Genomic DNA, 23,654 nt, shown 5'->3' on the forward strand with positions numbered 1-23,654 from the left:
CAGAAAGCGCCTGTTTACTGCAGGCGCTCAAAGATCTTATTCACCTTCTCCTGCAGGGTAACAGCAGAGAATGGCTTCACGATATATCCGTTAACTCCGGCCATGGCAGCAGCCGTAATCTGCTCGCGTTTTGACTCGGCGGTTACCATCAATACCGGGATTGAGCTTAACTCAGGGTTATTGCGAATCTCTTTAAGCAGATCCAGACCGGTCATGTTTGGCATGTTCCAGTCAGTCAGCACAAAATCAATGTGCTCATTTTTGAGCACGGTCAGGGCTTTTGTCCCGTCTTCTGCTTCGATGATATTTTTGAATCCGAGTTCGCTGAGGAGCTTTCTGATGATTCGACGCATGGTGGAAAAGTCATCGACCACAAGAATTTTGATGTTCTTCTGCACGGCTTGTGTTACTTCCCGTTGGCTGGTTTTCTGCCCGATATCGAGATGGACGGGCTTTCGACAGCGGCAGAGTTTACCTGAGTTTCAGACCGATCCAAGTTAAATTTTGAAATATTTGGCCGGGCAGGGGATTCCTGCCCGGAGGCGTTCAGATCAGGTAGGTCTGACGTAACTCGTTAACCACCGGCAGGATCGAAACCACCAGTAGCAGGGCCATGGACAGGTTGAAAAGGCGCTGATAACGGGCTTCTCGGAGAAAGCGTTTCAGGGCTGATCCGCAGACCAGCCAGACACCGACACAGGGGAAAGCTACCAGAAAAAATGCCAGACCGATCACCAGTACCTGCAGCAGTATCTCAGCATTTTGCGTGGTATAAGCAGCGACAGCGCCGGTCGCCATCACCCAGGCTTTCGGATTAACCCACTGGAACAGAGCCGCCTGAAAAAAGCTCAGCGGCCGGGATTTGCTGTCACTCTCCATTGAGCTGGGTGCCGCGGTAGCGACCATCCACGACAGGTAAAGCAGATAACCGACCCCGAGCACTTTAATCACCTCATGGAAAACCGGGAACTGCTCGAACAGCGCGCCAAAGCCGATGCCAACCGCCACGACCATCAGCGGAAAACCGATACAGATACCCAGCAGATGGGGCATGCTGCGCCTGATGCCGAAGTTCAGGCCGGAGGTCATGATCATAATGTTGTTAGGCCCCGGGGTAACGGTCGAGGAGAGGGCAAAAATCAGAATCGCCAGATAGAGTTCCACGCTGTGCTCACTTTTTCCTGAATAAATGAATAACTCTGCCAGTATCCGGATTCCGGCTGCAGGGTTACAGATTCAGAATTGAAAAAAAATGGCGGTACAGATTTAATGCCCGCGCTATCCGGGTTGTCAGGCATGGTCTGAATATTTGCCCACCGATGCATTCGATTTGTCGCGCAAATATGGATTATGATGAAACTTCGTTTACGTCCGTTACTCTGGTATGCCTATGAATCGTCTCAATCTGAACCTTCTTCGTGCGCTGGTTGTGATGCTGGAGGAGCGTAACCTGACCCGCGCCGCGGACCGGCTGCATCTGACCCAGTCTGCAATCAGCCGGCAACTGGGGCAGCTCAGGGAGCATTTCAACGACCCGCTGCTGATTCGCGAGGGGAATCTGTATCTGCTCAGTGCCCGTGCACAGCAACTGCTGCCGAAGATTCAGGTGATTCTTGGTGAGGTGGACGAGCTCAGCGAAGGAGACAGTTTTAATCCTGCGGAATGTGAACGACGTTTCAGTTTTGCCTGCACCGACCATGTCGCGCAGTTTATCTTTCCGGATATTCTTTCCCATCTGCAGGAGGTGGCACCGGGCGTCGATATCACCTTTGAGATGTGGCGACCGGAGTGGTTACCCCGACTCGGACAGATGCCTTTAGATCTGGCATCAACCACCACCACACAGCTACCAGAGAATGTGTTCAGTGAGCATATCGGGCAGGACAGCCCGGTCTGTCTGATGGCTGCAGACCACCCACTGGCGCAGCAGCCATTGCAACTCCAGGCGATGCTGGCGTTTGCCTTCCTGCGTCTGAACAGTGGTGGTGATAAAGACTCGTTTTTTGACCGGGCACTGGAACGGCAGGGGCTTGCGCGACGGATACAGTTTGAGGTGCCGTTCTTCTCGGCCGCGTTTCAGGTTTTATCCGGAAGTCGTCTGTTGATGATTCTGCCCAAGCATATTGCTGAGAATGCCCTTGAGCACTTTCCTCTGCACTATGCGCCGCTGCCACTGCCTGAGGTGCCGAAAAACCAGTACCACCTCTGCTGGCACGCCTTGCATGCCCAGGACCCGGCGCACAGTTGGCTGCGTAATCTGATTGCCCGCATGCTGCGGGAGCGGATGTATCTCGATACCTGATTATGCAATCTGGCTATGATTTAAAATCATGGCTTGGATAATTAATTTGCATTTTTGTAATGTTCTCGCGGTGACTAGAATAGACCCCATCTGAAATGAGGGGGTGGTGATGACATTAACGGTTTGGTTCTCTTTTGTAGTGGTGTGTGTACTGGGGACAATTTCTCCCGGCCCGAGCCTGGCTGTCGTGCTGCGCCGGACCCTGAGTAATGGTCGTAGCCATGGTCTGGTGACCGCTGCCAGCCACTCAGCCGGGGTGACCCTCTGGGCGCTGCTGACTGTCTGGGGGCTGGGCGTGGTGGTAACAGAGCACCCCATGCTGTACCAGATAATCACCGGGGTAGGTGCAGTCTATCTGGCATGGCTGGGCTTTAAAGCGCTGCGTTCCAGTGGCAACCCTCAGTTTTCCGTGGAAGGCAAGCCGGGTTCCCTGTTCGGTGCGGTGCGCGATGGCGCGATGATCTCGCTGATGAACCCAAAACTGGCGCTGTTCTTTATTGCCCTGTTCTCTCAGTTTGTCTCTGCTGAGCAGGCGCTTACGGAAAACCTGTTGATGACCGCGACCGTCGTCAGTATTGATCTGCTCTGGTACTGCGGTGTGGCATTGCTGCTGTCTCAGGAGCGGGTGATACGTGCCCTGCAGGAGAAAACTAAAGTGATCGACCGGGTCAGTGGACTGGTGATGATAGGGCTGGCGGTACGGGTCGCCTTGTAATCAGGTCACTCACCGGCGGGGTTATCGCCGGTGAGTGATGTGCGGATCAGAGCAGCAGTTCTGCCCAGAGCGGGGCGTGGTCGGATGGCTTCTCCATGCCGCGCAGCTCATAATCAACTCCTGCGGAGATGCATTTTTCCAGCAGGGGAGCGGTCAGCAGAATCCCGTCAATACGCAGACCGCGCTTGGGTTCAGCTTCGAAACCGCGGGAGCGGTAATCAAACCAGCTAAATACCTGATCTTCTTCCGGGTGAAGATGGCGGAAGCTGTCTTTCAGCCCCCAACCGGTCAGACGGGCGTACCATTCGCGTTCCTCCGGCTGAAAGCTGGCTTTACCGGTTTTCAGCCAGCGCTTGCGGTTTGGCTCGCCAATACCGATATCTATATCTTCCGGAGATATATTCAGATCTCCCATCAGCACCAGATTGTCATCAGCGGAACAGTGGGTTTCCAGATGTGTCTGCAGATCGGCATAAAATTTACGTTTGGCCGGAAATTTAACCTCGTGCTCGATATTCTCCCCCTGAGGAAAGTAGCCATTCATGATCCGTACTGTGACACCGCTGTCGGTCTCATAATCACCCATGATCATCCGCTTCTGAGCGTCTTCATCATCACTGAGAAAACCTTTCTGCACATTGCTCAGTGGTTTCTTCGAAATCAGGCAGACGCCGTAATGACCCTTCTGGCCGTGATACTCAACCTGATATCCCATCGCTTCGACTTCGGCAACCGGAAAGGCTTCATCGTGCACTTTGGTTTCCTGCAGCCCGATAACATCGGGCTGATAGCTGTCGATCACCGCCTGGAGCTGGTGCAGACGGGAGCGGAGACCATTGACGTTGAAGCAGATCAGTTTCATGAGTGTTTTCCTGAACAGATGGGTAAAAGCAGGATTCTATTGAACATTTCTTTCAATGGATACACTAAGAAAACTACGAATAAGCCCGGTGAGTGCTCTGCCTGCCCTGAAACCCGCAGAGAGATGGCTTGTTTTAACGAAATTAGTAATTTCTATGGCGCTGGTTAACTTTCTCAATTGGTTTCTATGGAGATGATTGGGTAGAGTGTTGCGATCACGATAAGACACAATTGAACAAGGAGCCTTGTGTGGCGAACTATGACTTTGATCTGTTTGTAATTGGTGCCGGTTCCGGCGGTGTGCGGGCTGCGCGCATGGCGGCAGGCATAGGGGTAAAAGTTGCTATTGCCGAAGATCGCCATCTGGGCGGCACTTGTGTCAACGTCGGCTGTGTGCCGAAGAAACTGTTTGTCTATGCCTCTCATTACGCAGAAGGTTTTGCTGAAGCTGAGGGCTTTGGCCTGAGCACCGCACAGGTGAGTTTTGACTGGCCAACCCTGCGCGATAACAAAACCCGTGAGATCGAGCGTCTTAACGGGATCTATCAGAACATGCTGGTTAATTCCGGTTGTGAACTGATTAACGGCCGCGCTACGCTGGTTGACCCGCATCGGGTGGCTGTGGGTGATAAAGAGTACACCGCCGAGCGTATTCTGATCGCTGTGGGTGGCTGGCCAAACATCCCGGATATTCCGGGTAAAGAGCATATTGTCAGCTCCAATGAGGTGTTCTATCTGGAACAGTTCCCGCAGCGCGCTCTGGTGGTCGGTGGCGGCTACATTGCGGTCGAGTTTGCCGGGATCTTTGCCGGTTTGGGGGCTGAGACAACCCTGGCTTACCGCGGTGATCTGTTCCTGCGAGGCTTTGACAATGAAGTGCGCGAATTTACCGCGCAGGAAGTGGCCAAGAAAGGGGTCGACCTGCGTTTTAACAACAACGTGGAAGCGATCGAAAAACAGGCAGATGGTTCCTTTCTGGCGACCATGACGGATGGCAGCACGCTGGAAACGGACCTGATTATGTACGCGACCGGCCGAAATCCCAAGGTTGAGGGTTTGGGGCTGGAGCAACTGGGCATCGAACAGGGCAAGAACGGTGCGATTGTGGTCAATGATGATTACCAGACCAATGTCCCCTCTGTTTATGCTGTGGGGGATGTGATCGACCGTGTTCAGCTCACGCCGGTAGCACTGGCCGAAGGTATGGCGCTGGTACGTAACCTGTATGCGGGCATGAACCAAAAGGTGGACTACGATCTGATTCCAACGGCGGTGTTCTGTCAGCCGAATATTGGTACCGTGGGCCTGACGGAAGAGCAGGCCCGGGAACAGTATCCGGAGATCGAAGTCTACAAGTCAGAATTCCGTGCCATGAAACACACGTTGAGTGGCAGTGATGAGCGTACATTTATGAAGATGCTGGTCGATAAAGCGTCCCGCAAGGTACTGGGTGTACACATGGTTGGGCCGGATGCGGGCGAGATTATTCAGGGGATCGGTATCGCTCTGAAAGCCGGGGCTACCAAAGAGGTGTTCGACTCCACCATCGGCATTCACCCGACGGCTGCCGAAGAGTTTGTCACCATGCGTGATCCGGTCAGCAACTGATCGCTGTGCAGTTCATCAGAGGGCCATACTTATGGCCCTTTTTTTGTGCCTGAGGCACAGCGTCAGTAGAGTATCATCCCGCAACCTGCAAAACCGGCGACCAAAAGCAGAATCGGTGGTTTGATCCGTTGCAGCAGAAAAAATCCGATCATCACCAGCACCATATCCAGTGCGGAACTGACACTGCTGATAAATACCGGCTGGTAGAGCGCGGCCAGCAGCAGGCCGACCACCGCCGCATTGATGCCCCAGACCGCTCCGGCCACACGCGGGCGTGCAGCAAAAGATTCCCAGGCGCCCTGCAGACTCAGCACCAGCAGAAAGCCGGGCAGAAACACGGCGAGGGTAGCCAGCAGTGCGCCCGGCAGTGCCATCTGCGGCGTCAGCTCAGCGCCAAGAAACGTCGCCAGCGTAAACATCGGTCCGGGGATGGCCTGAGCAGCCGCATAGCCGAGCAGAAAGCGATCAGCGGCAATGGTTTCTCCCAGCGCCTGTTGCAGCAGAGGCAGAACCACATGGCCACCCCCAAATACCAGACTGCCGGTCTGATAGAAGGCTGAGAACAATGCAGCCCAGTCGGAGATCATCGACAGCAGCGGCAGGATCAGAAATAAGCTGAAAAACAGGATCAGTGCAGGCTTTGCGGGCTTTTTCTGTTCCGAGGGAGCTGCATCTTCGATTGTGGCCCGGTGAATCTGTGTGCCGGCCAGCGCGGCGAGGATCAGTACCAGCATCTGAGTCCAGAGGCTGGGTATCAGCAGAATCAGTGCGGCGGTGAACACTGCGATGCCCAGAGAGGTGTTTTCTTTACAGAAGCTGCGTTGCATGTTTAGAGTCGCGTCGGCAACCACCACCACGGCCAGCAGTTTAAGACCATGGATCAGGCCGTTGAACCAGGGATCTGCGGCGATGCTGCCGGAGATTGCCAGCGCATACATGATCAGAAAGGAGGGCAGGGTAAAGCCGAGGAACGCAGCCAAACCGCCGGCGAGACCTGCACGCCGCAAACCCAGCGCGAAGCCAACCTGACTGGAGCCGGGGCCGGGAAGAAACTGGCTTAATGAGATCAGTCGCGCGTAGGCCTGCTGATCGATCCATTTCTGTTCCTGAACAAAGGTGCGCTGAAAGTAACCCAGATGCGCAGCCGGCCCGCCAAAGCTGCTGCAGCCGAGAACCAGAAAACGCCAGAAAACTTCCCAGACCTTTTTCATGCTTTACCTGAAATCTATGGTTTTCAAAAGGTTAGCAGATTAAGGCAAAAAGGTGACAGTTTCCTGACAGCGGTTTATTTGTCGCGGTTTTTAGCCTCGATCCACTGCGACATATACTGGGTACTTTTCATGCTGTGATGTTGCAGCATGGCTCCGGTGAAGTTGTTCAGGCGGTGGCAGGCAAGCTGCTTACGGAGCTCAAGGAGGCGTTCAATCAGCCGTGGTCCGCTGATGGCACCGTTATAACGTTGGTGCAACAGTGCGTGTCCGCGCTGCTGCCTTTCCTGCCAGAGCGTTGCGTCGGTATAGAGCTTTACGGTGGCGTCGATAAACGCGGCGTCTGAATCGCAAACGGCACCGGGCCAGAGTGTTGCCGGGTCGTCTGCACCGGTCATCCCTTCAGCGCCGATCGGGCTGGTAACACTCGGCGTACCACAGAGCATCGCTTCCAGCAGTTTGCCTTTGATACCGGCACCAAAACGCAGGGGGGCGAGGCATAAACGCGCCTGACGCATCACCGCGCAGGCGTCTTCGGCCCAGCCCTTAATCAGAAAGCCGTTGCCCGGATTATGCATCGCGGTGGCTTTGGGAGGCGGGTAAGAGCCGTAGATATGCAATTGCGGATCGGTTTCTCCCTGGCTGATCAGCTCACGGCGGATCAGTGGCCAGAGGTGCTGCATCTGCAGCACCGAATCCCAGTTCGGGGGGTGGCGGAAATTTCCGATCATCATGCAATGCTGTCGTTCGCTGAAGTCGGGGGACGGCTGATCCAGCTGATCCGCATCCAGCATAAACGGCAGGTGGTGCAGCAGAGAGTCTGCCACAGCAAAGCGCTGCAGCAGCAGTGTCATCTCATAATCGGAGATAATCAGTGACAGGTCACTGCGATAGATCGCTGCAATTTCCCGGAGGGCGATCTCGGAACACAGATCTTCCTGAGTCAGTTCACGTGATTGTTTCAGCGCCTGATGCCGTCCTTTACGCAGACACTGAAGATCTTCGGTATCGAGTACACGCAGGGCCTGCGGGCAGGTCTGAGCCACGCGCCAGCCATACTGTTCCTCGGTCATAAAGCGGTCAAACATCACCAGGTCGGGTTGCAGCTCAGCAATGAACTGATCAAAACTGCTGCAGTTTAAATGGATACTCCGGCTCTCTACCCCCTCCGTACTGAGGTCGGTCATATGCTCGGTGGGTTGCGCTGCGCTGGCAAAGGTAACCTGCCAGTGCTGTTGCCGGAACAGCCGCAGCAGAGAAAGGATGTGCCGACCGGCGGCTGATGAATCAGGTTCGGGCCAGACATAGCCGATGACCAGTACACGGAGCATGAGGGTTACCTAAAAATCAGAGAGGGAGTATTTTACATGGAACTCAGCCGGTATCGACAAGTTGTCATCTTCCGCTGCTTAAATGGAGTTTCGCTTAGGAGGCACTATGACGTTGAAAGACCAATTCGAGCTGATGGCTCGCTATAATCAGTGGATGAACGAGAGTCTGTATGAGGCTGCCAGCGAAATGGACAGCGCAGATCTGAGTCGTGATCAGTGCGCATTCTTTGGTTCGATTATCGGTACCCTGAACCATGTTCTTGTGGGGGATACGATCTGGCTGAAGCGCTTTGCCGAGCATCCCAGCGATTTTCCCAGCCTGCGCTACCTGAAAACGCTGCCCCGGCCTGCCACGCTGAGCACCATTCTTTATCCGGAGTTCGAAGAACTGCGTGATGCCCGCTACCTGATGGACCGGACGATTATCGATCTGTGTGACGAGATCGAAGTTTACGATCTCAATCATCCGCTGGTTTACTGCAATATGCATGGCAACAAATTTGAAAAGCGTTTTGGTTATCTGTTACAACATTTCTTCAACCATCAAACCCATCACCGTGGGCAGGTGACGACTCTGCTGAATCAATCTGATATCGAATTGGCGGTTACTGATCTGCTGGCGGTGATTCCGGAAGCCTGAATGTCCCTGTCCGCTTCTGGCTTCTGAACCTGTATCCGGAGATGCCTCTATGCAGCTACATATCACCAACGGAGACTGTACTGCTGAGCTGCTCAGGCAGATCGATTCCCTGCAGGGGGAGGTGCTCTGCTGGCGTGACCTGCTGCATGATGGCCCGCTGCTGAAGGATCCGGTTTTATATCGCGAAGCGCGGGTCGAATTTATCACCAGCATGTTGCTTCAGACGGGGCTGGAATCAAACCCGGGGCCTGAAATAGAAGCCGATTTCCGCACCCGCGAACAGCGTTTTAATGAGATTCCTTCCTGTTCTGAGGTTGTGCTCTGGTTTGAGCATGATCTTTATGATCAGTTACAACTGGTGGAGATCTGTCAGCGGCTTAAAGAGTTGCGGGCAGTGTTACCGAAGATCTCCCTGATTTGTATCGATCAGCACCCGGAGGTCCCGTTTTTTCATGGCCTGGGGAACCTGACGCCGGCAATGCTGGAAGCGCTTTATCCGCAGCGCCGGGAGCTGAATGCTGCTCAGTTACGCAACGCCCAGAATATCTGGCAGGCGCTGATTGCCGAGGTGCCGCAACCTTTGGCTGATCTGGCTCAGAGCGAGGTGGAAGGATGGCCGTTTATGAGCAAAGCGCTGCGACGTTTCTGTTGTGAATTTCCTGCTGCCCAGACCGGATTAACCCTGACTCAGACTTACCTGCTCTTAACCCTGCTCAAGGCACCTGACGAACTGCCGGTACTGGAACAGCACCTGAAACGTCAGGATTTACTCGGTCATCTACCTGAAGGGGTCGGCGCCACGCAGCGTTACTACGAAATTCTGACCGGGCCGGCCCGTTTCAGCCGTATCTTTCATCACCTGCAACAGTTGGAAGTGGATCCGTTTATGGGGGATCTCAGCATCCGGCTTGAATTGCAGCGCCTGGCGCAGGCGGAAGTGCCTTATATCTCGGTTACGGGTGAAGGTGCGGATGCCATCTACAGCCTGACTGCGGCAGGCGCCGAAGCGTTGCAGGGACGGCGTCACTGGCAGGAGGGGAACGCCTTTGATCTCTGGCGCGGTGGGGTGCATATTTGTCCCGGAAATCTCTGGTTCTGGGATCCGGGTGATGGTCAGTTTGTGCTCTATTGTTAGGCTTTTTATTGTGCGGCGCACAATGGTGGTTTATACTTAAGTCTAGCTTATCTTGGTTTATGAGGTCTTAAGCATGAACTTGAACGGAATGAACTTCACTGGTGTTGCCAACGATGATCGCCGCATTGCTGCAGAACTGCAGGCAATGGGTGCTTTTGATCAGGCTCAGCCTGAGCAGGAAAGTTCCCTGCAGCAGGCGATGACGGCGGTAGGTCAGTTTCTGACCTGGCTACGCTGGAAAGGCGAAGTGGGTGTATACGGTTGTCGTGTGGGTGCCGCTCAGGCGCGCAGACTGGAAGCCGCCCAGATCGCTTAATGTTGTCTGGCTGCAACGTTCTGTTGCAGCCAGCTCCTCTCCTCAGGCAGCCTGATGCTGCTCATCCCTGAACTGCTCCGCAATCTCTGTAAAACGACTTTCCAGTTGCAGAAATGCATCGACCACGCTCGGATCAAAATGGCTGTCGCGTCCCTGCAGGATAATATCGCGGGCTTTTTCGTGGCTGAATGCCGGTTTGTAGACCCGTTTCGAGATCAGGGCATCATACACATCTGCCAGCGCCATCAGCCTGCCGGAAAGAGGAATCTCTTCACCCTTTAAGCCACGGGGATACCCGCTGCCATCCCACTTCTCGTGGTGACTCAGGCTGATCTCCCGGGCAATGCGCAGAAACGAGTTCTCGCCTAACTGCTGTTCTGCGACCTGCAGGGCATCGGCGCCGATTTGCGGATGCTGCTTCATGATCTCAAACTCTTCATCGGTCAGTTTGCCGGGTTTAAGCAGGATATGATCGGGAATGCCAACCTTGCCCACATCATGCAGCGGGGCAGATTTATACAGCAATTCAATGGTGTTGTTGTCCAGATCCTTTGCGTAGCGCGGATCTTCGCTTAGTTTCTCTGCCAGTATCCGGACATAATTCTGGGTGCGCAGGATATGCCCGCCGGTTTCGTTATCACGGGTTTCAGCCAGACTCGCCAGACCAAGAATGCTCGCATCCCGGGTAATACCCAGCTCATAGGTCTGTTGTTGCAGGGCCCGGATCATATGGTTGGTATGCTGTGCGATATGGCCGAATTCATCGTTGCTGGTGACGGGCACCTGTACGCTCAGATCGCCACGGCTAACCTGCGACAGGGTTTCCTGTTGGGCATGGATAAACAGTCTGAGGTTGCGTGAATAGCCGAGAATGATGCTGAGAACATATCCCATGACCACCGCGACAACAAAGACGATTTCAGCAAGGATATAGCGTTGCGCCAGCGCCAGTGGTACCTGGTTGTTGTTATGTACCAGCCATTCGAGGTCCTTATTAATGACCAGAAACACCACGCCGGTAACCGCGATAGCACAAGCGCTGGCAAACCAGCTGAATTTCCGGCTCAGCGGAAAACCCTGCTGATCCGGTTGCAGTTGTTCGCCACGGGCTTTGAGTAACCGGGCCAGACAGCACTCCCGGTACAGGGCCATATCACAGGCGATCAGAAAGCCAAGCACACTCATACCGACTAACACTTTACCGCCGCTCTCTAACGGAAATTGATAGATCAGCGTGTTAAAGAGGCTGAGCAGGATAGCGGAAAAGAGGAACAGGCCAAGATCGATACGGAATTGGCGTTTAACCTGATCTTTGTAGGGGTGTTCCAGCAGCCGGCGCTCCAGCACGAGGCGGAGCCAGCCCTGCAGAAGAAACACCAGAGCAATGGGAAGCAGCAGTTGCAGGGGGGTCAGGGAATCCAGAAACGGACAGACCTGAACACCGTAAACAGATAACAGGCAGAGCGCGATAAAATAGTGGATCAGGGTTCGTCTGATTGTGCTCATCCGCTTAACCTCCCGTTGTTAAGTCGTCAGGCCTGCAATAGTGACCGGATCTGCCGGCGAAAGTTTAGTATTTTGAATGATACATCATAAATATCCAGAGCAGGCTGAAGACTGAGGGAACTCAGGAGCTGCCTCAACGAGGCAGCCCCTGACCCCTTCCAGCGAGGATAAGGTATCAGGCGCAGACAACCTGATTACGGCCGTTGTTTTTGGCCTGATAGAGGGCTTTGTCGGTGCGCTCCACCAACTGTTCTGAGGTTTCACCGGTGATCAGCTGGGAAACACCGAATGAGGCGGTAATTGAACTAATGATCTCGCCGGATTTTTTCTGTTTAATCCGGATCGCCTGGATCTTCAGGCGAACCTGTTCGGCAATATCGGCGGCCTGTTGCTGGGTCACGCCCGGCATCAGTACGGCAAACTCTTCACCACCAAAACGTACCGGCAGCATAGGCTCTTTACAGATCTCTTTGAGCAGGTTGCCGACATACTGCAACACCTTGTCGCCCATCAGGTGACCGTAGGTATCATTAAAGCGTTTGAAGTGATCGATATCGATCAGAACAAAGGATGAGGTCAGGCTGGGATTGTCGAGCCCGGTCAGTTGGTCAAGCTCGGCATCAAAGGCTCGGCGGTTAAACAGGTTGGTCAGGGGATCAACACGGGCATCCTGCCGGGTTTTGTTGAGCTCCTCTTTCAGCGCCTGAATTTCGGCCTGCGCTTCATGCATGCGTTGCTGGAACAGGCGTGCGGTTTCGCCAACGGACTTGGTATGGTCCGACAGCGCCTGAATGATCGATTCCAGCGGCAGTGAGGTTTCACCGTTTTCCCGTTCGTGAAGTGATTCCAGACTGTCTTCCAGTACATTGCTGAAATTTTCAGTTTTCTCGGCGGTCTCTCCGGCATGTTCGTGCAAGTCATTGATCAGCCCGATCAGACTGGTCTGGATATCTTCAGCCCCCTGAATCTCATCTTTTATCAGATGTTCACGAAACAGTTGCTCGCTCAGCATCGTAGGGCAGGTGCCGTATGTGCTGAGGGTTTTATCCAACTGGCTGTTCAGCTCCGGAACCCGGTCGCTGACATAGGTATACCAGAGGGCATAGTTGAGGGGGTTGGGTGGAATGTTATGCCTGACCATTAATGGTACCGCCTGACGAAGGTATTCAGCGGCCTGGCCGTTTTTTTCAGAGAACTTCATACTTCCCCTAACGCTTATACAAAATAAACTAAGCTGTGGCGAAAATTAATTAGCGTTGACTCAGCAATATTAAAACAAGCGTTTAACGATATAAATAGTTATAAATCAAATAATTCCTTAGCTGAGTCCGCAATCCCTTAAAACCAGTATCGGCAGGGGAGTGGGAATCTTCAAGAAATTTATCCCGACAGGGCTTTAGACCATAATCGAATCTCCCGGGTTGCCGCTGCGCTATACAGACGTGGTACAGTCGTCTGACCTGGATCTCTTGTTAGCACAGACGGACGGTAGCTTGATATGGCACTGGTTAACGGCATTCACTTTCGCAATTTACGCGGTGATCTGTTTGGTGGGGTGACGGCGGCTGTGGTTGCCCTGCCTCTGGCTCTGGCGTTTGGGGTTTCTTCAGGGGCCGGACCGATCGCCGGCATCTACGGTGCTATTTTCGTCGGATTTTTTGCTGCCCTGTTTGGTGGCACACCCACACAGGTGTCCGGGCCCACCGGCCCCATGACGGTGGTGATGGCGGCGGTCTTTACTCAATTCAGTGCCATCGATCCGGTTCAGGGGCCAATGCTGGCGTTTACCGTTGTCCTGATGGGCGGCTTTCTGCAGATGCTGTTCGGCCTGTTCCGTCTGGGTAACTATATTACGCTGATGCCTTTTCCGGTGATCTCCGGTTTTATGACCGGCATTGGCCTGATTATTATTGCGTTGCAACTGGCACCTTTGCTGGGGCATGAGTCTATGCCTTCGGTGCTCGCCTCGATTCAGGCACTACCCCATAATCTCGCCACATTTGAGCCGACCGCGCTGGGTCTGGCACTGCTGACCCTGCTGATTGTTTTTTTCTGTCCTAAAGCGCTGGCCCGGATGATACCGGCGCCCCTGATTGCGCTGGTGGTGGGGACTCTGGGTTACCTGTGGCTCTTTCCACAGGCGCCGATAGCGATCATCGGGGAGATCCCGTCTGGTTTACCTCAGTGGCACTGGCCGCAGATTGAGCCTGATCTGCTGCAGGAGGTGATACTGGCGGCCGTGATGCTGGCGGCACTCGGTTCGATCGATTCCCTGCTGACGTCACTGGTAGCCGATAACCTGAGTAAGACTCAGCATGACTCTGACCGTGAACTGATCGGTCAGGGAATAGGCAATATGCTGGCCGGCCTGTTTGGTGGTCTGCCGGGCGCCGGGGCGACCATGCGCACGGTGGTGAATATCCGTGCTGGCGGTCAGACTCCGATCTCAGGCGCAACCCATGCGTTGATTTTACTGCTGATTGTACTGGGCGCAGGCCCACTGGCGGAGCACATTCCCCATGCGGTGCTGGCCGGGATTCTGATCAAGGTGGGGATCGATATTATCGACTGGGATTTTCTGCGCCGGTTGCACCGGGCTCCACCGGTGGTGGTGGTACTGATGTTGCTGGTGCTGGGGCTCACCGTCTTTGTCGATCTGGTGACTGCGGTGCTGGTGGGGGTGTTTCTGGCGAACGTTATTACCATCAAGCGGCTCTCGGATATTCAACTGGATTCGATTCGGGTCATCTCCGGCGCTGAGGCTGAAACGGCCGGAATACTGAGTGCCCGCGAGCAGGAGATTATGCGTCAGGGGGGCGGCCGGTTACTGCTCTATCATATCGACGGCCCGGTCAGTTACGCGGCGGTTAAAGGGATGACCAAAAAGCTGGCTGACAGCCAGCCTTACGAAGTTCTTTTGTTCGACATGACGGCTGTGCCGATGGTGGATGTCTCTACCACCATGGCGATTGAAAGCATGATCGTTGATGCCCGGCAGGCTCAGCGAGAGGTGTACTTTATTGGTATGAGTCCTTCTGTCCGGCATGTATTTGAGCGGATGCAGGTACTGGCCCGTCTGCCTGAGAGCGTTTTGTTTGAGGAACGGCTCGAGGCGCTCGAAGACGCCTACCAGCGAATCTCATGATCTTTATAAGTGGTCAGATGGCGCACTGAGTCAAGCTGTTCACGCAGACGCTGCAGATTACCGGCACTGCCCCGGCCGGTGATGCTCAGGAGTTCGCTCCAGTGACGCCCTTCGACTTCGATTTCGCAGTTGCTGAGCATCTGTTCAATATCACCGACCAGTGAGTGGGGCAGAGTCAGGGAGAAGGGGAAGGTCACCACTTTTTCCTGACATTCGAGCCGTTGCAGTGCTTCCTGAACCGCCTGACTGTATGCCCGGACCAGACCGCCCGCACCCAGTTTAATCCCGCCAAAGTAGCGGGTAACAACGACCGCAATTTCACACAGTTCGCTGTGGCTTAACACGTTCAGCATCGGCTTGCCGGCAGTACCTTTCGGTTCGCCATCATCATGGCTGCCCCAGCAGTTCAGATCCTCGCGGTCTCCGGCTATCTGAGCCCAGCAGTTGTGGTTCGCTTTGGCATGTTCCGCACTGATGCGGAGCCGGAATGACTGTGCTTCCCCGGGGGTTCTGCAGTGTGCAACGTGGGTGATAAAGCGGCTGTGGCGAACCTCGGTTTCATGCTGAAAGTAGGGCTGTGCCGGAAAATATTGGGTCATTACTCACTGCCTGAGGCGAGGAAAATAGTTCCCAGCCAGTCAGTGCCCGGCGGGGCGTTTTCGAAGGCCTCAATCAGGCCCTGTCGGATTTGTGCCTCAGTATACCCGCTCTGCAACAGCCTTTGCATATCCTCCTGTTGCAGCAGCAGCTCCAGATTGATCCGCTGGCGTTTGTAAAACAGGTGCAGGCGATAGGTTAAAGGCTCCTGCAGCAGGGATTGCAGATACTGATCCAGTACGGGTTCGATCTGCTCTCGTGTTGGCAGCAGGGTGCTGTTACCGGTCAGGGGCGGTGTATCTGCATCATCATAGGTGTCGATGTGATAGATGATATGACCGATCTGATCGAACTCACGGAGCCGGCGACAGGCCTGCTCACCAATAAAGTGCCCCTCTGAGGCGCTGAGCTGGGGGGCAACCTGAATATGCATTTCCAGCAGTTTCTGATTGCCCATGGTCCGGGTTTTAAAGTCGTGAACCGCACGCACGCCGTGGATCTGGAGTAACTGCTGCCGGTAAGCCTGAACCTGCTCTTCAGGTAAGGCGGTATCGACTAATTGACGCAGGCTGTTCCAGGTCAGATCCCAGCCGATCTTGGCGACCAGCAGGGCCACCGCAATCGCTGCTACCGCATCGAGCCAGAGCAGGCCAGCCATTGCGCCGGCAACACCAAAGAACACAACGATGGAGGAGAGGGCATCGCTGCGACTGTGCCAGGCGTTGGCGATCAGCAGGTCAGAACCGATCTCCCGACCGATCCGCAGGGTAAAACGGTAGATCCACTCTTTTCCGAGAATCGATACGCCTGCCGCCAGCAGGGCTGGCCATTCAGGCATCTGAAAATGGGTTTGAGTCAGCAGGTTATACAGGCTGTGATAAGCGATGGCTCCGGCGATGGCAACCAGCAGACTGCCAAGCAGGGCGGTACCGAGTGTCTCAAAATGACCGTGCCCCCAGGGGTGGTTCTGATCAGGGCCTTTGCCGGAGATCCGCAGAATCAATACCACCATAAAATCGGTGACCAGATCGGAAAGGGAGTGAATACCATCGGCAATCAGGGCGCTGGAATGAGCGATGATGCCGATACCTATCTTCAGCAAGCCAAGAAACAGGTCCAGTGCGGCACCGATCCAGGTGACCCGGGTGGCGGCTTTATTCTGGGCGTGATCTCGATTCATAGGGCTGTTCTGATGCTGGTTATCTTTGCTCATAGCCTAGCAGTTTGTCACAGCAGATACTTGTTACCGGTAAGGTTTTATTGCTGTTTTCCTGCTCGGTCAGAAACAGTGCCGGGTGCTGTCTGATGGTGGGGCCTGTGTTGTATGGAGTGGCGTTTGAGGTGGAATTGATTATTCAGGGCTTTGTTTGAATATTATGCTTCAGGCACGGTAAAACGGTTACCTGCTGTAACTTGATGTTTCATTCATAAAATAGTTTTGCACCGGGCACCCGATTGGTGCGAAGTCGTCATTTTTAGGGCATGCTAAAAATCGCCGAATGGCGTGTTGACAAATATAACCTGTTGAAAATATTAATCATTTCAATTGCTGTATGTTTTTTGAACAGTTCGAGAGTGTGCCAGAGATCATGGGCTTCAGATGACGTTTTGAAGTCTTAATTAACAGTGTTATCCACAGCTAATGTGGGTAGGGTCGGGAAAACCCGATAATCACAGGGGTTGAACCCGACTGTGTTAATTGGTTACTTTTCCCCAGACCAAAAAGTCAGGTTCCCTGAGCTGCGATAATAAGGAGATAAGATGGGTAGTGGTGCTGTGACCCAGTGGGTTTTGCCACTGGCACTTTTCACAATCATGCTGGGGGTAGGGATGACCCTGAAGCTTTCTGAATTCAGGTTGCTCCTGCGTCAGCCAGGTGTTGTTATGGCTGCACTGCTTGTGCAGTTACTGTTGTTGCCTTGTCTTGGTTTTGCTGTGGTGAATCTGCTCCAGCTACCTGCCGCGCTGGCTGTGGGAATTATGATTCTGACCTTTGCCCCCGGGGGGGCCAGTTCGAATATGATTACCCTTCTGGCGCGGGGGGATACGGCCCTCTCTGTCTGCCTGACAGCCCTCTCAGGCCTGATAACTCCTTTCACTATGCCTCTGCTTACCGGTATGGCTCTGGCGTACTGGATGGGCCAGGAGGCGGCGCTGGACTTCCCTGTGGCTGAGGCGATGCTGAAGCTGTTTCTGATTGCGCTGTTACCCGCGCTGCTCGGCACACTGATTAATGCGCGCTGGCCCGGTTTCTGTCGCAAAGCAGAACGCCCGGTAAAGGTTTTATCCTGCCTGTTTCTGCTGTTGGTCGTCATAGGTATCGTACGGGCCAACTGGGATCAACTGCCTGACTTTATCTCGGTTCTGGGGCCGGCGGTGTTGTTGCTGGTGACTCTGGCGATGAGCGCGGGGTATCTGCTGGCACGGAAGATGCGCCTCAGCTCGGCACAGGCAGTGACTTTAGCGGTTGAAGTGGGTATTCAGAACGCGGCGACAGCGCTGCTGGTGACCGGTGGTATCCTGCACAATGCTGAGATGTCGGCCAGCGCGCTGATCTATGGGCTGCTGATGAACCTGCCGGCATTTATGCTGATTGCCTCTCGCAACCTGCCACAAAAGCAACGTCTGCCGGGCGGGGCCTGAGGGTTCAGTTATTGTGTTGAGCCCGGTGTTTCAGTCTATGCCCAGCGTCTTGTGGGTTTGCAGGCTGAGCTTCCAGCGCGGATCACGGAGGCAGTAGCTGATCACTTCCCGGGTGTAGATCGCCCGGGCAGGGCCATCCAGCGGCTGCAGATAAAAGTGTTCAAACGCCAGGTTGATAAACTGCTCCGGTTTCGCCAGTGGCTGAGGGTAGACCAGTTTCAGTTCATTACCTTGCTGAATAATCACCTCAGCATCGGCTTTCGGGCTGACACAGATCCAGTCGATAGATTCAGGCAGGGGCTTGGTGCCATTGGTTTCGATAGCCACCTCGAACCCCTGTTCGTGGCAGCAGTCGACCAGTGTCTGGTCGAGTTGCAGCGCCGGTTCGCCACCAGTAAAGATGATGTAGGGGCGGCTGCCGCTGTTGTCCGGCCAGAATGTTTTCAGGTAACTGCAGAGTTGCTCTGCCGTGCTGAACTTGCCACCGTTTTGCCCATCGGTGCCGACAAAGTCGGTATCACAGAAATCACAGACCGCGTCGGCCCGATCCTGTTCCCGCCCTGACCAGAGGTTGCAGCCGCTGAAACGACAAAAAATTGATGCACGTCCAGCTTGCGCACCTTCACCCTGGAGGCTGTAGAAAATCTCTTTTACGGAATACATCAGACTGTGATAGAAAGGGCCTTTGTTGATAAGGCGCTAAGTCTACACTTGCGGTTTTGGACTGCAAGTTAATTCGATTCATCAAGTTTCAGCTAAAGGGTTATACGTGGAACTACAACAGATTGATAAGCTAATTTACAAGCAGAAGCAGCGTAAGGTCGGAATTATTGGCTGCCTGATTTTTGCCGCCCTGGGTCTGAGTATCAGTGCTGCACTGCGCCACTATTATGGCAATCCGGAAGGGGAGAATATGGCGGTCAATCTGGCCGGGGTTTTGACCGGACTGCTGATTACCATCGCGATTTTTTCTCAGTTGGTGAAGAAGCCTTATTTTGATGAACTGCGCTACGGCTGGAACCTTAAACGGCAGGCGCTGAAAATCCAGAATCACCGTCATCGCTGGGAAAAGCTGCTTGAGGAAGGGAACGACACAGCCGCGATTGTACTGGCTTTCTATTATCAGGCGACCCTGCAACTGCAGAGTCTGGATGGCAATGAATTCGGCTACAACGAGAGTAAAGAGCGTGAGGCTCAGTTCCTGAGTCAGTGCGAAACGCTGGGGCTGAAAGCGGATGCTGATCAGTTCAGCATTGATATGTTATTGCTGGTGAAATAGCTAAGGTAGGAAATTGATCGCCTGCATCCCTGTGGATCTGGCTGAACAGATTAGATTGACTACACTTATGCTTCCTGAAAAGGACTTGTGGCTCTTACATGAAGTAGAGGGAATTCAATTATGAAGGCATTTTTGGTAGCTGTATCGCTCATTCTAGTCAGTAATCTGGCCGTTGCTCATGGAGGAGGTTGTCGAAAAAGCTCACCACCAGGTCAGTGCTGTCATATGGACAACAGTACCGGGATAGTTCATTGCCATTAAAGCTTTTGGCAATTTAAGAGAAAATAGCCGGCATTTGCCGGCTATTTCGTATTACGGTCGCTGTGCCTCGCCACCGAAGGCGGCGAGCAGGGCCGGGTAGAGACGGGCAAGTTCGAGCCCCATCTGCACCATATCTGCGTCAAACTGCGCGATCTCGTCTTCTGCGGCTTCGTCATTCATCTTCTCCTGTAGCTGCTCGCTCAGCTTCAGGCGTTTGATGGACAAGTCATCCTGCAGGACAAACTTAAGCTGTTCATCCCATTCCAGCGCCAGTTTGACGACCCGCTTGCCAGCCTCGAGATGGGCGATGAACTCTTCGTCTTCCAACTGCTGCCCTTTAATCCGGATAACACCGCCTTCCAGTACATCGTCACGCAGCTCGCACTCATCCAGTACATCGATCCCTTCCGGCAGGGTTTCATGTTTCTCCAGCCAGTGTGACATGACCGCAGAGGGTGACTGGTTTACGTCGGGCAGGGCGATGGGCAGGCTGCCCAGTGTGCCACGCAGATGGCTGAGCAGTTCTTCTGCGCGTTTATGACTGCTGGCGTCCACCGCAATCCAGCCCTGTTGTGGCGCGATCAGCGCACAGGTCTGCTGGAATTTACTGAATGCCCGTGGCAACAGGTCGAGGACGATCTCATCTTTCAGTTGGTCGCGCTCTTTTTTGTATACTTTACGGGCCTGTTCCTGCTCGATCAGGCCGACCTTTTCCGACAGCATCTCTTTGATAACGGTACCGGGAAGGATCTTCTCCTCTTTACGCGCCGCCAGCATCACCATGCCATGGACCTCGTGGGCCAGCACGTCATCTAACTGACTGCAGGGCGATACCCAACCATAGCGGCTCAGCTCCTGACTGCGACAGGGGGTAAAAGCCTGCTCTTTCAGTTTCTCCTGCAACTGTTCCTGGCTGTAGTCAAAGGATTCATTGAGACGATAGAAGATGACATTCTTAAACCACATAAGCGCTCCGGTTAGGCAAAAAGGCAGTGCATGGTAGCAAGAATTTACGGCTATGGAAGAGGTGGTGCAAAAAAAGCCGGAATGGGGCGGGCGGGGATATTGCGATGCCGGGGTGATGCCGGCATCGCAAACAGGATCAGAGGCCTTCGTAGGCCAGCAGGGTGTGTACGGGAATACCGGAATCCTGAATTTTGCTGGAGCCCTGCAAGTCTGGCAGGTCGATCAGCGCGGCTGCTTCGTATACTTCCGCGCCCAGCTCTTTGATCAGGCCGCAGGCAGCGAGGATGGTTCCGCCGGTGGCGATCAGGTCATCAAATACCAGTACGCGGTCACCCGGACCCACGGAATCTATCTGCATTTCAACGGCCGCAGTGCCGTATTCCAGCTTGTATTCCTGATGGATAGTTTTGCCCGGAAGTTTGCCTTTTTTACGTACCAGAACCAGTGGGATATTCAGGTGGTAGGCCATGATGGAACTGATCAGGAAGCCGCGTGCGTCGATACTGGCAATATGTGTAATCTCGGTATCGATATAACGCTGAATAAAGGCGTCAGAGATCATGCGCAGTGCTTTCGGGTCCTTGAACAGCGGTGTGATATCTCGGAATTGAACGCCCGGTTCCGGCCAGTCAGAAATCGTGCGGATAACTGACTTCACATAACACTCGTCATAAGACATGAAAAACTCCTCGATGGTACGCCTTGACTTGGCTCAATGATTTAAAAGGGGGAAGACGATTTAATGTAGCGGTTGGGTTACACATTGAGATGGCTACTTAATCGTGAAACTGGCAGGCACCGGCTAATCTGATTAGCGGTGCCTTTTTATTTATCGACCTGTCTCAGGAACAGTTGCTTTTTCCACAGGCAGCCGTGATTGCAGGTTCGCTGGTATCGCTGAGCGGGTTTTCTCCGGAGAGAATGTACAGTTTTTCCAGATCCTCGATGTGAACCTCTTTACCCTCAACCTGCAGCAGGTTGGATTTCTGAAAACGGGTGAAGATACGGCTGACAGTTTCTACCGCCAGCCCAAGATAATTGCCGATCTCGTTACGGGACATAGAAAGACGGAAACTGGTCTCAGAATAGCCACGCAGTTTGAAGCGCTGTGACAGCTTAATCAGGAACGTTGCAACCCGCTCCTCCGCGTTTTTCTTCGATAGCAGCAGCATCATCTGCTGCTCTTCACGAATCTCTTTACTCATGGTGCGCAGCAACTGGCGGCGAAGTTCAGGTAACTGACCAGACAGCTCATCGAGGCGTTCAAACGGAATTTCGCAGACCGTGGTGGTTTCCAGAATCTTGGCGGAAACCGGGTATTCGTTGTTATCGAAACCACTCATGCCGACCAGCTCGCCGGGGAAATAAAAACCGGTGATCTGCTCTTCGCCTTCGTTGGTGATGGTGTAGGTTTTCACCGTGCCGGCACGGATGGCATAGACACTATCGAAGACGCCACCCTGATGGAACAGGTGTTCGCCTTTCTTCAGTGGGCGGCTTTTTTCAATAATATCATCCAGCCGTTCCATCTCTGTCATATCCAGTGACACCGGAAGACACAGTGAACTTAAGCTACATGTATTACAGCTGACCTGTTGCAGACTTCGCAACTTTCCTTCGGTTGCCTTGTTGTCACCCATGATTTAATCCTGTAATGGTTCGATAAAACGGCTGCTTAAGGATTATGTAATATTTCACCGCATTCTAAAAGTTAAATAATCCGCGAGAAGCGCTGCGAACTCTGGTCTTTCGGTATATAGGCGTCAAATGCCATGCAGATCCGACGGATCAGCAGGCGTCCCGAAGGGGAGACCTGAATGCTGTTTTCGTCCATTTTTACCAGACCATCTTCAGCAAATGCTGCCAGTTCCTGTCGGGCATCAGCAAAGTAGCTGTCGAAGTCGATACCAAACAGGGATTCGACAGGGGCTTTGTCCAGCTCGAAATGACAGATTAACTGGGTGATCACATGACGCCGGATAATATCGTCCCGGGTCAGTTTTACACCGCGCTTGATAGCGTGTTGATTGGTTTCAACCGCTGCACTGTAAGCGCTCATCTCATGCTCGTTCTGATAGTAGACCGAGCCGATCTGGCTGATGGCTGAAACACCCATCGCCACAAGATCACACTCTGCATGGGTGGTGTAACCCTGAAAGTTCCGGTGCAGGTTGCCGGTGCGCTGTGCAACGGCCAGCTCATCGTCAGGCTTGGCAAAATGATCCATGCCGATGTAAACGTAGCCCGCCTGCAGCAGTTTATTGATGGTGGATTCAAGGATAGCCAGCTTGGTTTCCGGGCTAGGCAGGGTATCTTCCTGAATGTGACGCTGTGGGCGGAAACGGTCCGGCAGATGGGCGTAGTTAAATACCGAGAGTCGATCAGGATTCATCTCGATGACCTTATCCAGCGTGGCGTTAAAGCCTTCGAGGGTCTGATAAGGCAGGCCGTAGATCAGGTCCAGGTTCAGCGAGCGGAAGCCCAGACGGCGGGCTTCTTCAAGAATCGCAGCGGTCTGTTCAACCGATTGTACGCGGTTAACGGCTTCCTGCACTTTAGGGTCAATATCCTGCAGGCCCAGACTGATCCGGTTAAATCCGATATCGCGCAGCACCTGAATGGTTTCCAGTGAGGCTTCACGCGGGTCGATCTCGATGGAGTAGTCGCCGCTGTCATCATCCAGCAGGTTAAAGTGTTTACGCATCTGCCCCATCAGCTCGATCATCTGTTCGTGGCTGATAAAGGTCGGCGTGCCGCCACCCCAGTGCAACTGGGTAACCGGGCGGTTGTGACTGTACCAGCCCGCCAGTTTTTCCATCTCACGATAAACGGTATCCAGATAAGGCTGGGCTTTTTTCCGGTTGCGGGTGATAACTTTGTTGCAGGCGCAGTAATAGCAAACGTGTTCGCAGAACGGGATGTGCACGTAAAGTGAAAGCGGTGCAGTCAGATCGGCGCTGGTCTGTCCGGTTTCCACCAGATCTGCCGGGGACAGTTGAGGGTCGAACTGTACTGCGGTCGGGTATGAGGTATAACGCGGGCCTGACAGGTCGTAACGTTTGATCAGGTCCAGATCCCATTTAATCAGTGTATTTTCCACTTAGTATTCCTCATATGTGCGATCCCGCAGTAGCGGGTTAG

General features: G+C 53.7%; 23 protein-coding genes. 9 read left to right on the forward strand and 14 right to left on the reverse strand.

Annotation, left to right across the window (positions count from 1 at the left end; genetic code table 11):
• Positions 1-14: 14 nt before the first annotated feature.
• Positions 15-386, reverse strand: a complete 372-nt coding sequence (locus QUD59_RS13730) for a chemotaxis response regulator CheY (protein WP_434025558.1) — start codon at positions 384-386, stop codon at positions 15-17.
• 160 nt (positions 387-546) lie between these two features.
• Positions 547-1,164 carry a LysE family translocator gene (locus QUD59_RS13735; protein WP_286237676.1) on the reverse strand — a complete coding sequence of 206 codons (618 nt, stop codon included), beginning with the start codon at positions 1,162-1,164 and terminating at the stop codon, positions 547-549.
• A 226-nt stretch (positions 1,165-1,390) separates the two neighbouring features.
• On the opposite strand from QUD59_RS13735, the gene QUD59_RS13740 reads away from it, so the two are divergent.
• Together QUD59_RS13740 and QUD59_RS13745 are read left to right on the forward strand one after the other, a co-directional pair.
• Positions 1,391-2,302: a LysR family transcriptional regulator gene (locus QUD59_RS13740; RefSeq protein ID WP_286237677.1), complete on the forward strand. Its 912-nt coding sequence runs from the start codon at positions 1,391-1,393 to the stop codon at positions 2,300-2,302.
• 109 nt (positions 2,303-2,411) lie between these two features.
• A complete protein-coding gene (locus tag QUD59_RS13745; protein ID WP_286237678.1) occupies positions 2,412-3,017 on the forward strand; it encodes a LysE family translocator in 606 nt (201 codons plus the stop codon).
• A gap of 46 nt (positions 3,018-3,063) precedes the next feature.
• Here the strand turns inward: QUD59_RS13745 and xthA are convergent, their stop codons facing one another.
• Complete coding sequence (gene xthA / locus QUD59_RS13750; protein ID WP_286237679.1) at positions 3,064-3,879, reverse strand: exodeoxyribonuclease III; 816 nt, start codon at positions 3,877-3,879, stop codon at positions 3,064-3,066.
• Between the two features lie 248 nt (positions 3,880-4,127).
• Between xthA and gorA the strand changes: the two genes are divergently transcribed.
• Positions 4,128-5,486, forward strand: a complete 1,359-nt coding sequence (gorA, locus tag QUD59_RS13755; RefSeq protein WP_286237680.1) for a glutathione-disulfide reductase — start codon at positions 4,128-4,130, stop codon at positions 5,484-5,486.
• Positions 5,487-5,548: 62 nt separating this feature from the next.
• On the opposite strand, the gene chrA is transcribed toward gorA, so the two are convergent.
• Together chrA and QUD59_RS13765 are read right to left on the reverse strand one after the other, a co-directional pair.
• Positions 5,549-6,697, reverse strand: coding sequence for a chromate efflux transporter (gene chrA, locus QUD59_RS13760; protein WP_286237681.1), 1,149 nt, complete (start codon positions 6,695-6,697; stop codon positions 5,549-5,551).
• Positions 6,698-6,771: 74 nt separating this feature from the next.
• Positions 6,772-8,025: a glycosyltransferase family 4 protein gene (locus QUD59_RS13765; RefSeq protein ID WP_286237682.1), complete on the reverse strand. Its 1,254-nt coding sequence runs from the start codon at positions 8,023-8,025 to the stop codon at positions 6,772-6,774.
• Positions 8,026-8,131: 106 nt separating this feature from the next.
• Here QUD59_RS13765 and QUD59_RS13770 point away from each other — a divergent pair, with 106 nt between their 5' ends.
• The 3 genes from QUD59_RS13770 (at position 8,132) to QUD59_RS13780 (ending at position 10,116) form a co-directional block, all read left to right on the forward strand.
• Positions 8,132-8,665 carry a DinB family protein gene (locus QUD59_RS13770; RefSeq protein WP_286237683.1) on the forward strand — a complete coding sequence of 178 codons (534 nt, stop codon included), beginning with the start codon at positions 8,132-8,134 and terminating at the stop codon, positions 8,663-8,665.
• A gap of 49 nt (positions 8,666-8,714) precedes the next feature.
• The gene (locus QUD59_RS13775) at positions 8,715-9,800 is read left to right on the forward strand and encodes a DUF1835 domain-containing protein (protein ID WP_286237684.1); all 1,086 of its coding nucleotides are present in this window, start codon (positions 8,715-8,717) and stop codon (positions 9,798-9,800) included.
• Positions 9,801-9,873: 73 nt separating this feature from the next.
• Entirely contained in the window at positions 9,874-10,116 is a 243-nt protein-coding gene (locus tag QUD59_RS13780; RefSeq protein ID WP_286237685.1) for a hypothetical protein, read from the forward strand.
• A gap of 42 nt (positions 10,117-10,158) precedes the next feature.
• On the opposite strand, the gene QUD59_RS13785 is transcribed toward QUD59_RS13780, so the two are convergent.
• Complete coding sequence (locus QUD59_RS13785) at positions 10,159-11,622, reverse strand: HD-GYP domain-containing protein (protein ID WP_286237686.1); 1,464 nt, start codon at positions 11,620-11,622, stop codon at positions 10,159-10,161.
• Positions 11,623-11,797: 175 nt separating this feature from the next.
• A complete protein-coding gene (locus QUD59_RS13790; RefSeq protein ID WP_286237687.1) occupies positions 11,798-12,823 on the reverse strand; it encodes a GGDEF domain-containing protein in 1,026 nt (341 codons plus the stop codon).
• Between the two features lie 297 nt (positions 12,824-13,120).
• Between QUD59_RS13790 and QUD59_RS13795 the strand changes: the two genes are divergently transcribed.
• Positions 13,121-14,767, forward strand: a complete 1,647-nt coding sequence (locus tag QUD59_RS13795; RefSeq protein ID WP_286237688.1) for a SulP family inorganic anion transporter — start codon at positions 13,121-13,123, stop codon at positions 14,765-14,767.
• Here the strand turns inward: QUD59_RS13795 and QUD59_RS13800 are convergent.
• Together QUD59_RS13800 and QUD59_RS13805 are read right to left on the reverse strand one after the other, a co-directional pair.
• Positions 14,749-15,366: a YigZ family protein gene (locus tag QUD59_RS13800; RefSeq protein WP_286237689.1), complete on the reverse strand. Its 618-nt coding sequence runs from the start codon at positions 15,364-15,366 to the stop codon at positions 14,749-14,751. The genes QUD59_RS13795 and QUD59_RS13800 overlap by 19 nt on opposite strands.
• Positions 15,366-16,544 (reverse strand): cation diffusion facilitator family transporter, encoded by a 1,179-nt coding sequence (locus tag QUD59_RS13805; protein WP_286237690.1) that lies wholly within the window; start codon positions 16,542-16,544, stop codon positions 15,366-15,368. Before QUD59_RS13805 ends, QUD59_RS13800 begins: the two co-directional genes overlap by 1 nt.
• A gap of 581 nt (positions 16,545-17,125) precedes the next feature.
• On the opposite strand from QUD59_RS13805, the gene QUD59_RS13810 reads away from it, so the two are divergent.
• On the forward strand, positions 17,126-18,007 hold the full coding sequence (locus QUD59_RS13810) for a bile acid:sodium symporter family protein (protein WP_286237691.1): 882 nt from the start codon (positions 17,126-17,128) through the stop codon (positions 18,005-18,007).
• 30 nt (positions 18,008-18,037) lie between these two features.
• Here QUD59_RS13810 and queE read toward each other — a convergent pair whose 3' ends face one another.
• Positions 18,038-18,670 carry a 7-carboxy-7-deazaguanine synthase gene (gene queE / locus QUD59_RS13815; RefSeq protein ID WP_286237692.1) on the reverse strand — a complete coding sequence of 211 codons (633 nt, stop codon included), beginning with the start codon at positions 18,668-18,670 and terminating at the stop codon, positions 18,038-18,040.
• 106 nt (positions 18,671-18,776) lie between these two features.
• Between queE and QUD59_RS13820 the strand changes: the two genes are divergently transcribed.
• A complete protein-coding gene (locus tag QUD59_RS13820) occupies positions 18,777-19,286 on the forward strand; it encodes a DUF3087 family protein (protein WP_286237693.1) in 510 nt (169 codons plus the stop codon).
• 312 nt (positions 19,287-19,598) lie between these two features.
• Here the strand turns inward: QUD59_RS13820 and rdgC are convergent, their stop codons facing one another.
• The 4 genes from rdgC to hemN form a co-directional block, all read right to left on the reverse strand.
• The gene (rdgC, locus tag QUD59_RS13825; RefSeq protein WP_286237694.1) at positions 19,599-20,513 is read right to left on the reverse strand and encodes a recombination-associated protein RdgC; all 915 of its coding nucleotides are present in this window, start codon (positions 20,511-20,513) and stop codon (positions 19,599-19,601) included.
• A gap of 136 nt (positions 20,514-20,649) precedes the next feature.
• A complete protein-coding gene (locus QUD59_RS13830) occupies positions 20,650-21,192 on the reverse strand; it encodes an adenine phosphoribosyltransferase (protein WP_286237696.1) in 543 nt (180 codons plus the stop codon).
• A gap of 163 nt (positions 21,193-21,355) precedes the next feature.
• A complete protein-coding gene (fnr, locus tag QUD59_RS13835) occupies positions 21,356-22,153 on the reverse strand; it encodes a fumarate/nitrate reduction transcriptional regulator Fnr (protein WP_286237697.1) in 798 nt (265 codons plus the stop codon).
• 71 nt (positions 22,154-22,224) lie between these two features.
• Positions 22,225-23,613, reverse strand: a complete 1,389-nt coding sequence (gene hemN / locus QUD59_RS13840; RefSeq protein WP_286237698.1) for an oxygen-independent coproporphyrinogen III oxidase — start codon at positions 23,611-23,613, stop codon at positions 22,225-22,227.
• Between the last annotated feature and the right edge of the window lie 41 nt (positions 23,614-23,654).

The sequence above is a fragment of the Neptuniibacter halophilus genome, from assembly GCF_030295765.1.
Lineage (GTDB): Bacteria > Pseudomonadota > Gammaproteobacteria > Pseudomonadales > Balneatricaceae > Neptuniibacter > Neptuniibacter halophilus.

Coding starts and splice junctions, on each gene's coding strand:
- QUD59_RS13740 (WP_286237677.1), top strand. CDS start 1,391: ATGAATCGTCTCAATCTGAACCTTCTTCGTGCGCTGGTTGTGATGCTG.
- QUD59_RS13745 (WP_286237678.1), top strand. CDS start 2,412: ATGACATTAACGGTTTGGTTCTCTTTTGTAGTGGTGTGTGTACTGGGG.
- xthA (WP_286237679.1), bottom strand. CDS start 3,879: ATGAAACTGATCTGCTTCAACGTCAATGGTCTCCGCTCCCGTCTGCAC.
- chrA (WP_286237681.1), bottom strand. CDS start 6,697: ATGAAAAAGGTCTGGGAAGTTTTCTGGCGTTTTCTGGTTCTCGGCTGC.
- QUD59_RS13765 (WP_286237682.1), bottom strand. CDS start 8,025: ATGCTCCGTGTACTGGTCATCGGCTATGTCTGGCCCGAACCTGATTCA.
- QUD59_RS13770 (WP_286237683.1), top strand. CDS start 8,132: ATGACGTTGAAAGACCAATTCGAGCTGATGGCTCGCTATAATCAGTGG.
- QUD59_RS13775 (WP_286237684.1), top strand. CDS start 8,715: ATGCAGCTACATATCACCAACGGAGACTGTACTGCTGAGCTGCTCAGG.
- QUD59_RS13780 (WP_286237685.1), top strand. CDS start 9,874: ATGAACTTGAACGGAATGAACTTCACTGGTGTTGCCAACGATGATCGC.
- QUD59_RS13785 (WP_286237686.1), bottom strand. CDS start 11,622: ATGAGCACAATCAGACGAACCCTGATCCACTATTTTATCGCGCTCTGC.
- QUD59_RS13790 (WP_286237687.1), bottom strand. CDS start 12,823: ATGAAGTTCTCTGAAAAAAACGGCCAGGCCGCTGAATACCTTCGTCAG.
- QUD59_RS13795 (WP_286237688.1), top strand. CDS start 13,121: ATGGCACTGGTTAACGGCATTCACTTTCGCAATTTACGCGGTGATCTG.
- QUD59_RS13800 (WP_286237689.1), bottom strand. CDS start 15,366: ATGACCCAATATTTTCCGGCACAGCCCTACTTTCAGCATGAAACCGAG.
- QUD59_RS13805 (WP_286237690.1), bottom strand. CDS start 16,544: ATGAATCGAGATCACGCCCAGAATAAAGCCGCCACCCGGGTCACCTGG.
- QUD59_RS13810 (WP_286237691.1), top strand. CDS start 17,126: ATGGGTAGTGGTGCTGTGACCCAGTGGGTTTTGCCACTGGCACTTTTC.
- queE (WP_286237692.1), bottom strand. CDS start 18,670: ATGTATTCCGTAAAAGAGATTTTCTACAGCCTCCAGGGTGAAGGTGCG.
- rdgC (WP_286237694.1), bottom strand. CDS start 20,513: ATGTGGTTTAAGAATGTCATCTTCTATCGTCTCAATGAATCCTTTGAC.
- QUD59_RS13830 (WP_286237696.1), bottom strand. CDS start 21,192: ATGTCTTATGACGAGTGTTATGTGAAGTCAGTTATCCGCACGATTTCT.
- fnr (WP_286237697.1), bottom strand. CDS start 22,153: ATGGGTGACAACAAGGCAACCGAAGGAAAGTTGCGAAGTCTGCAACAG.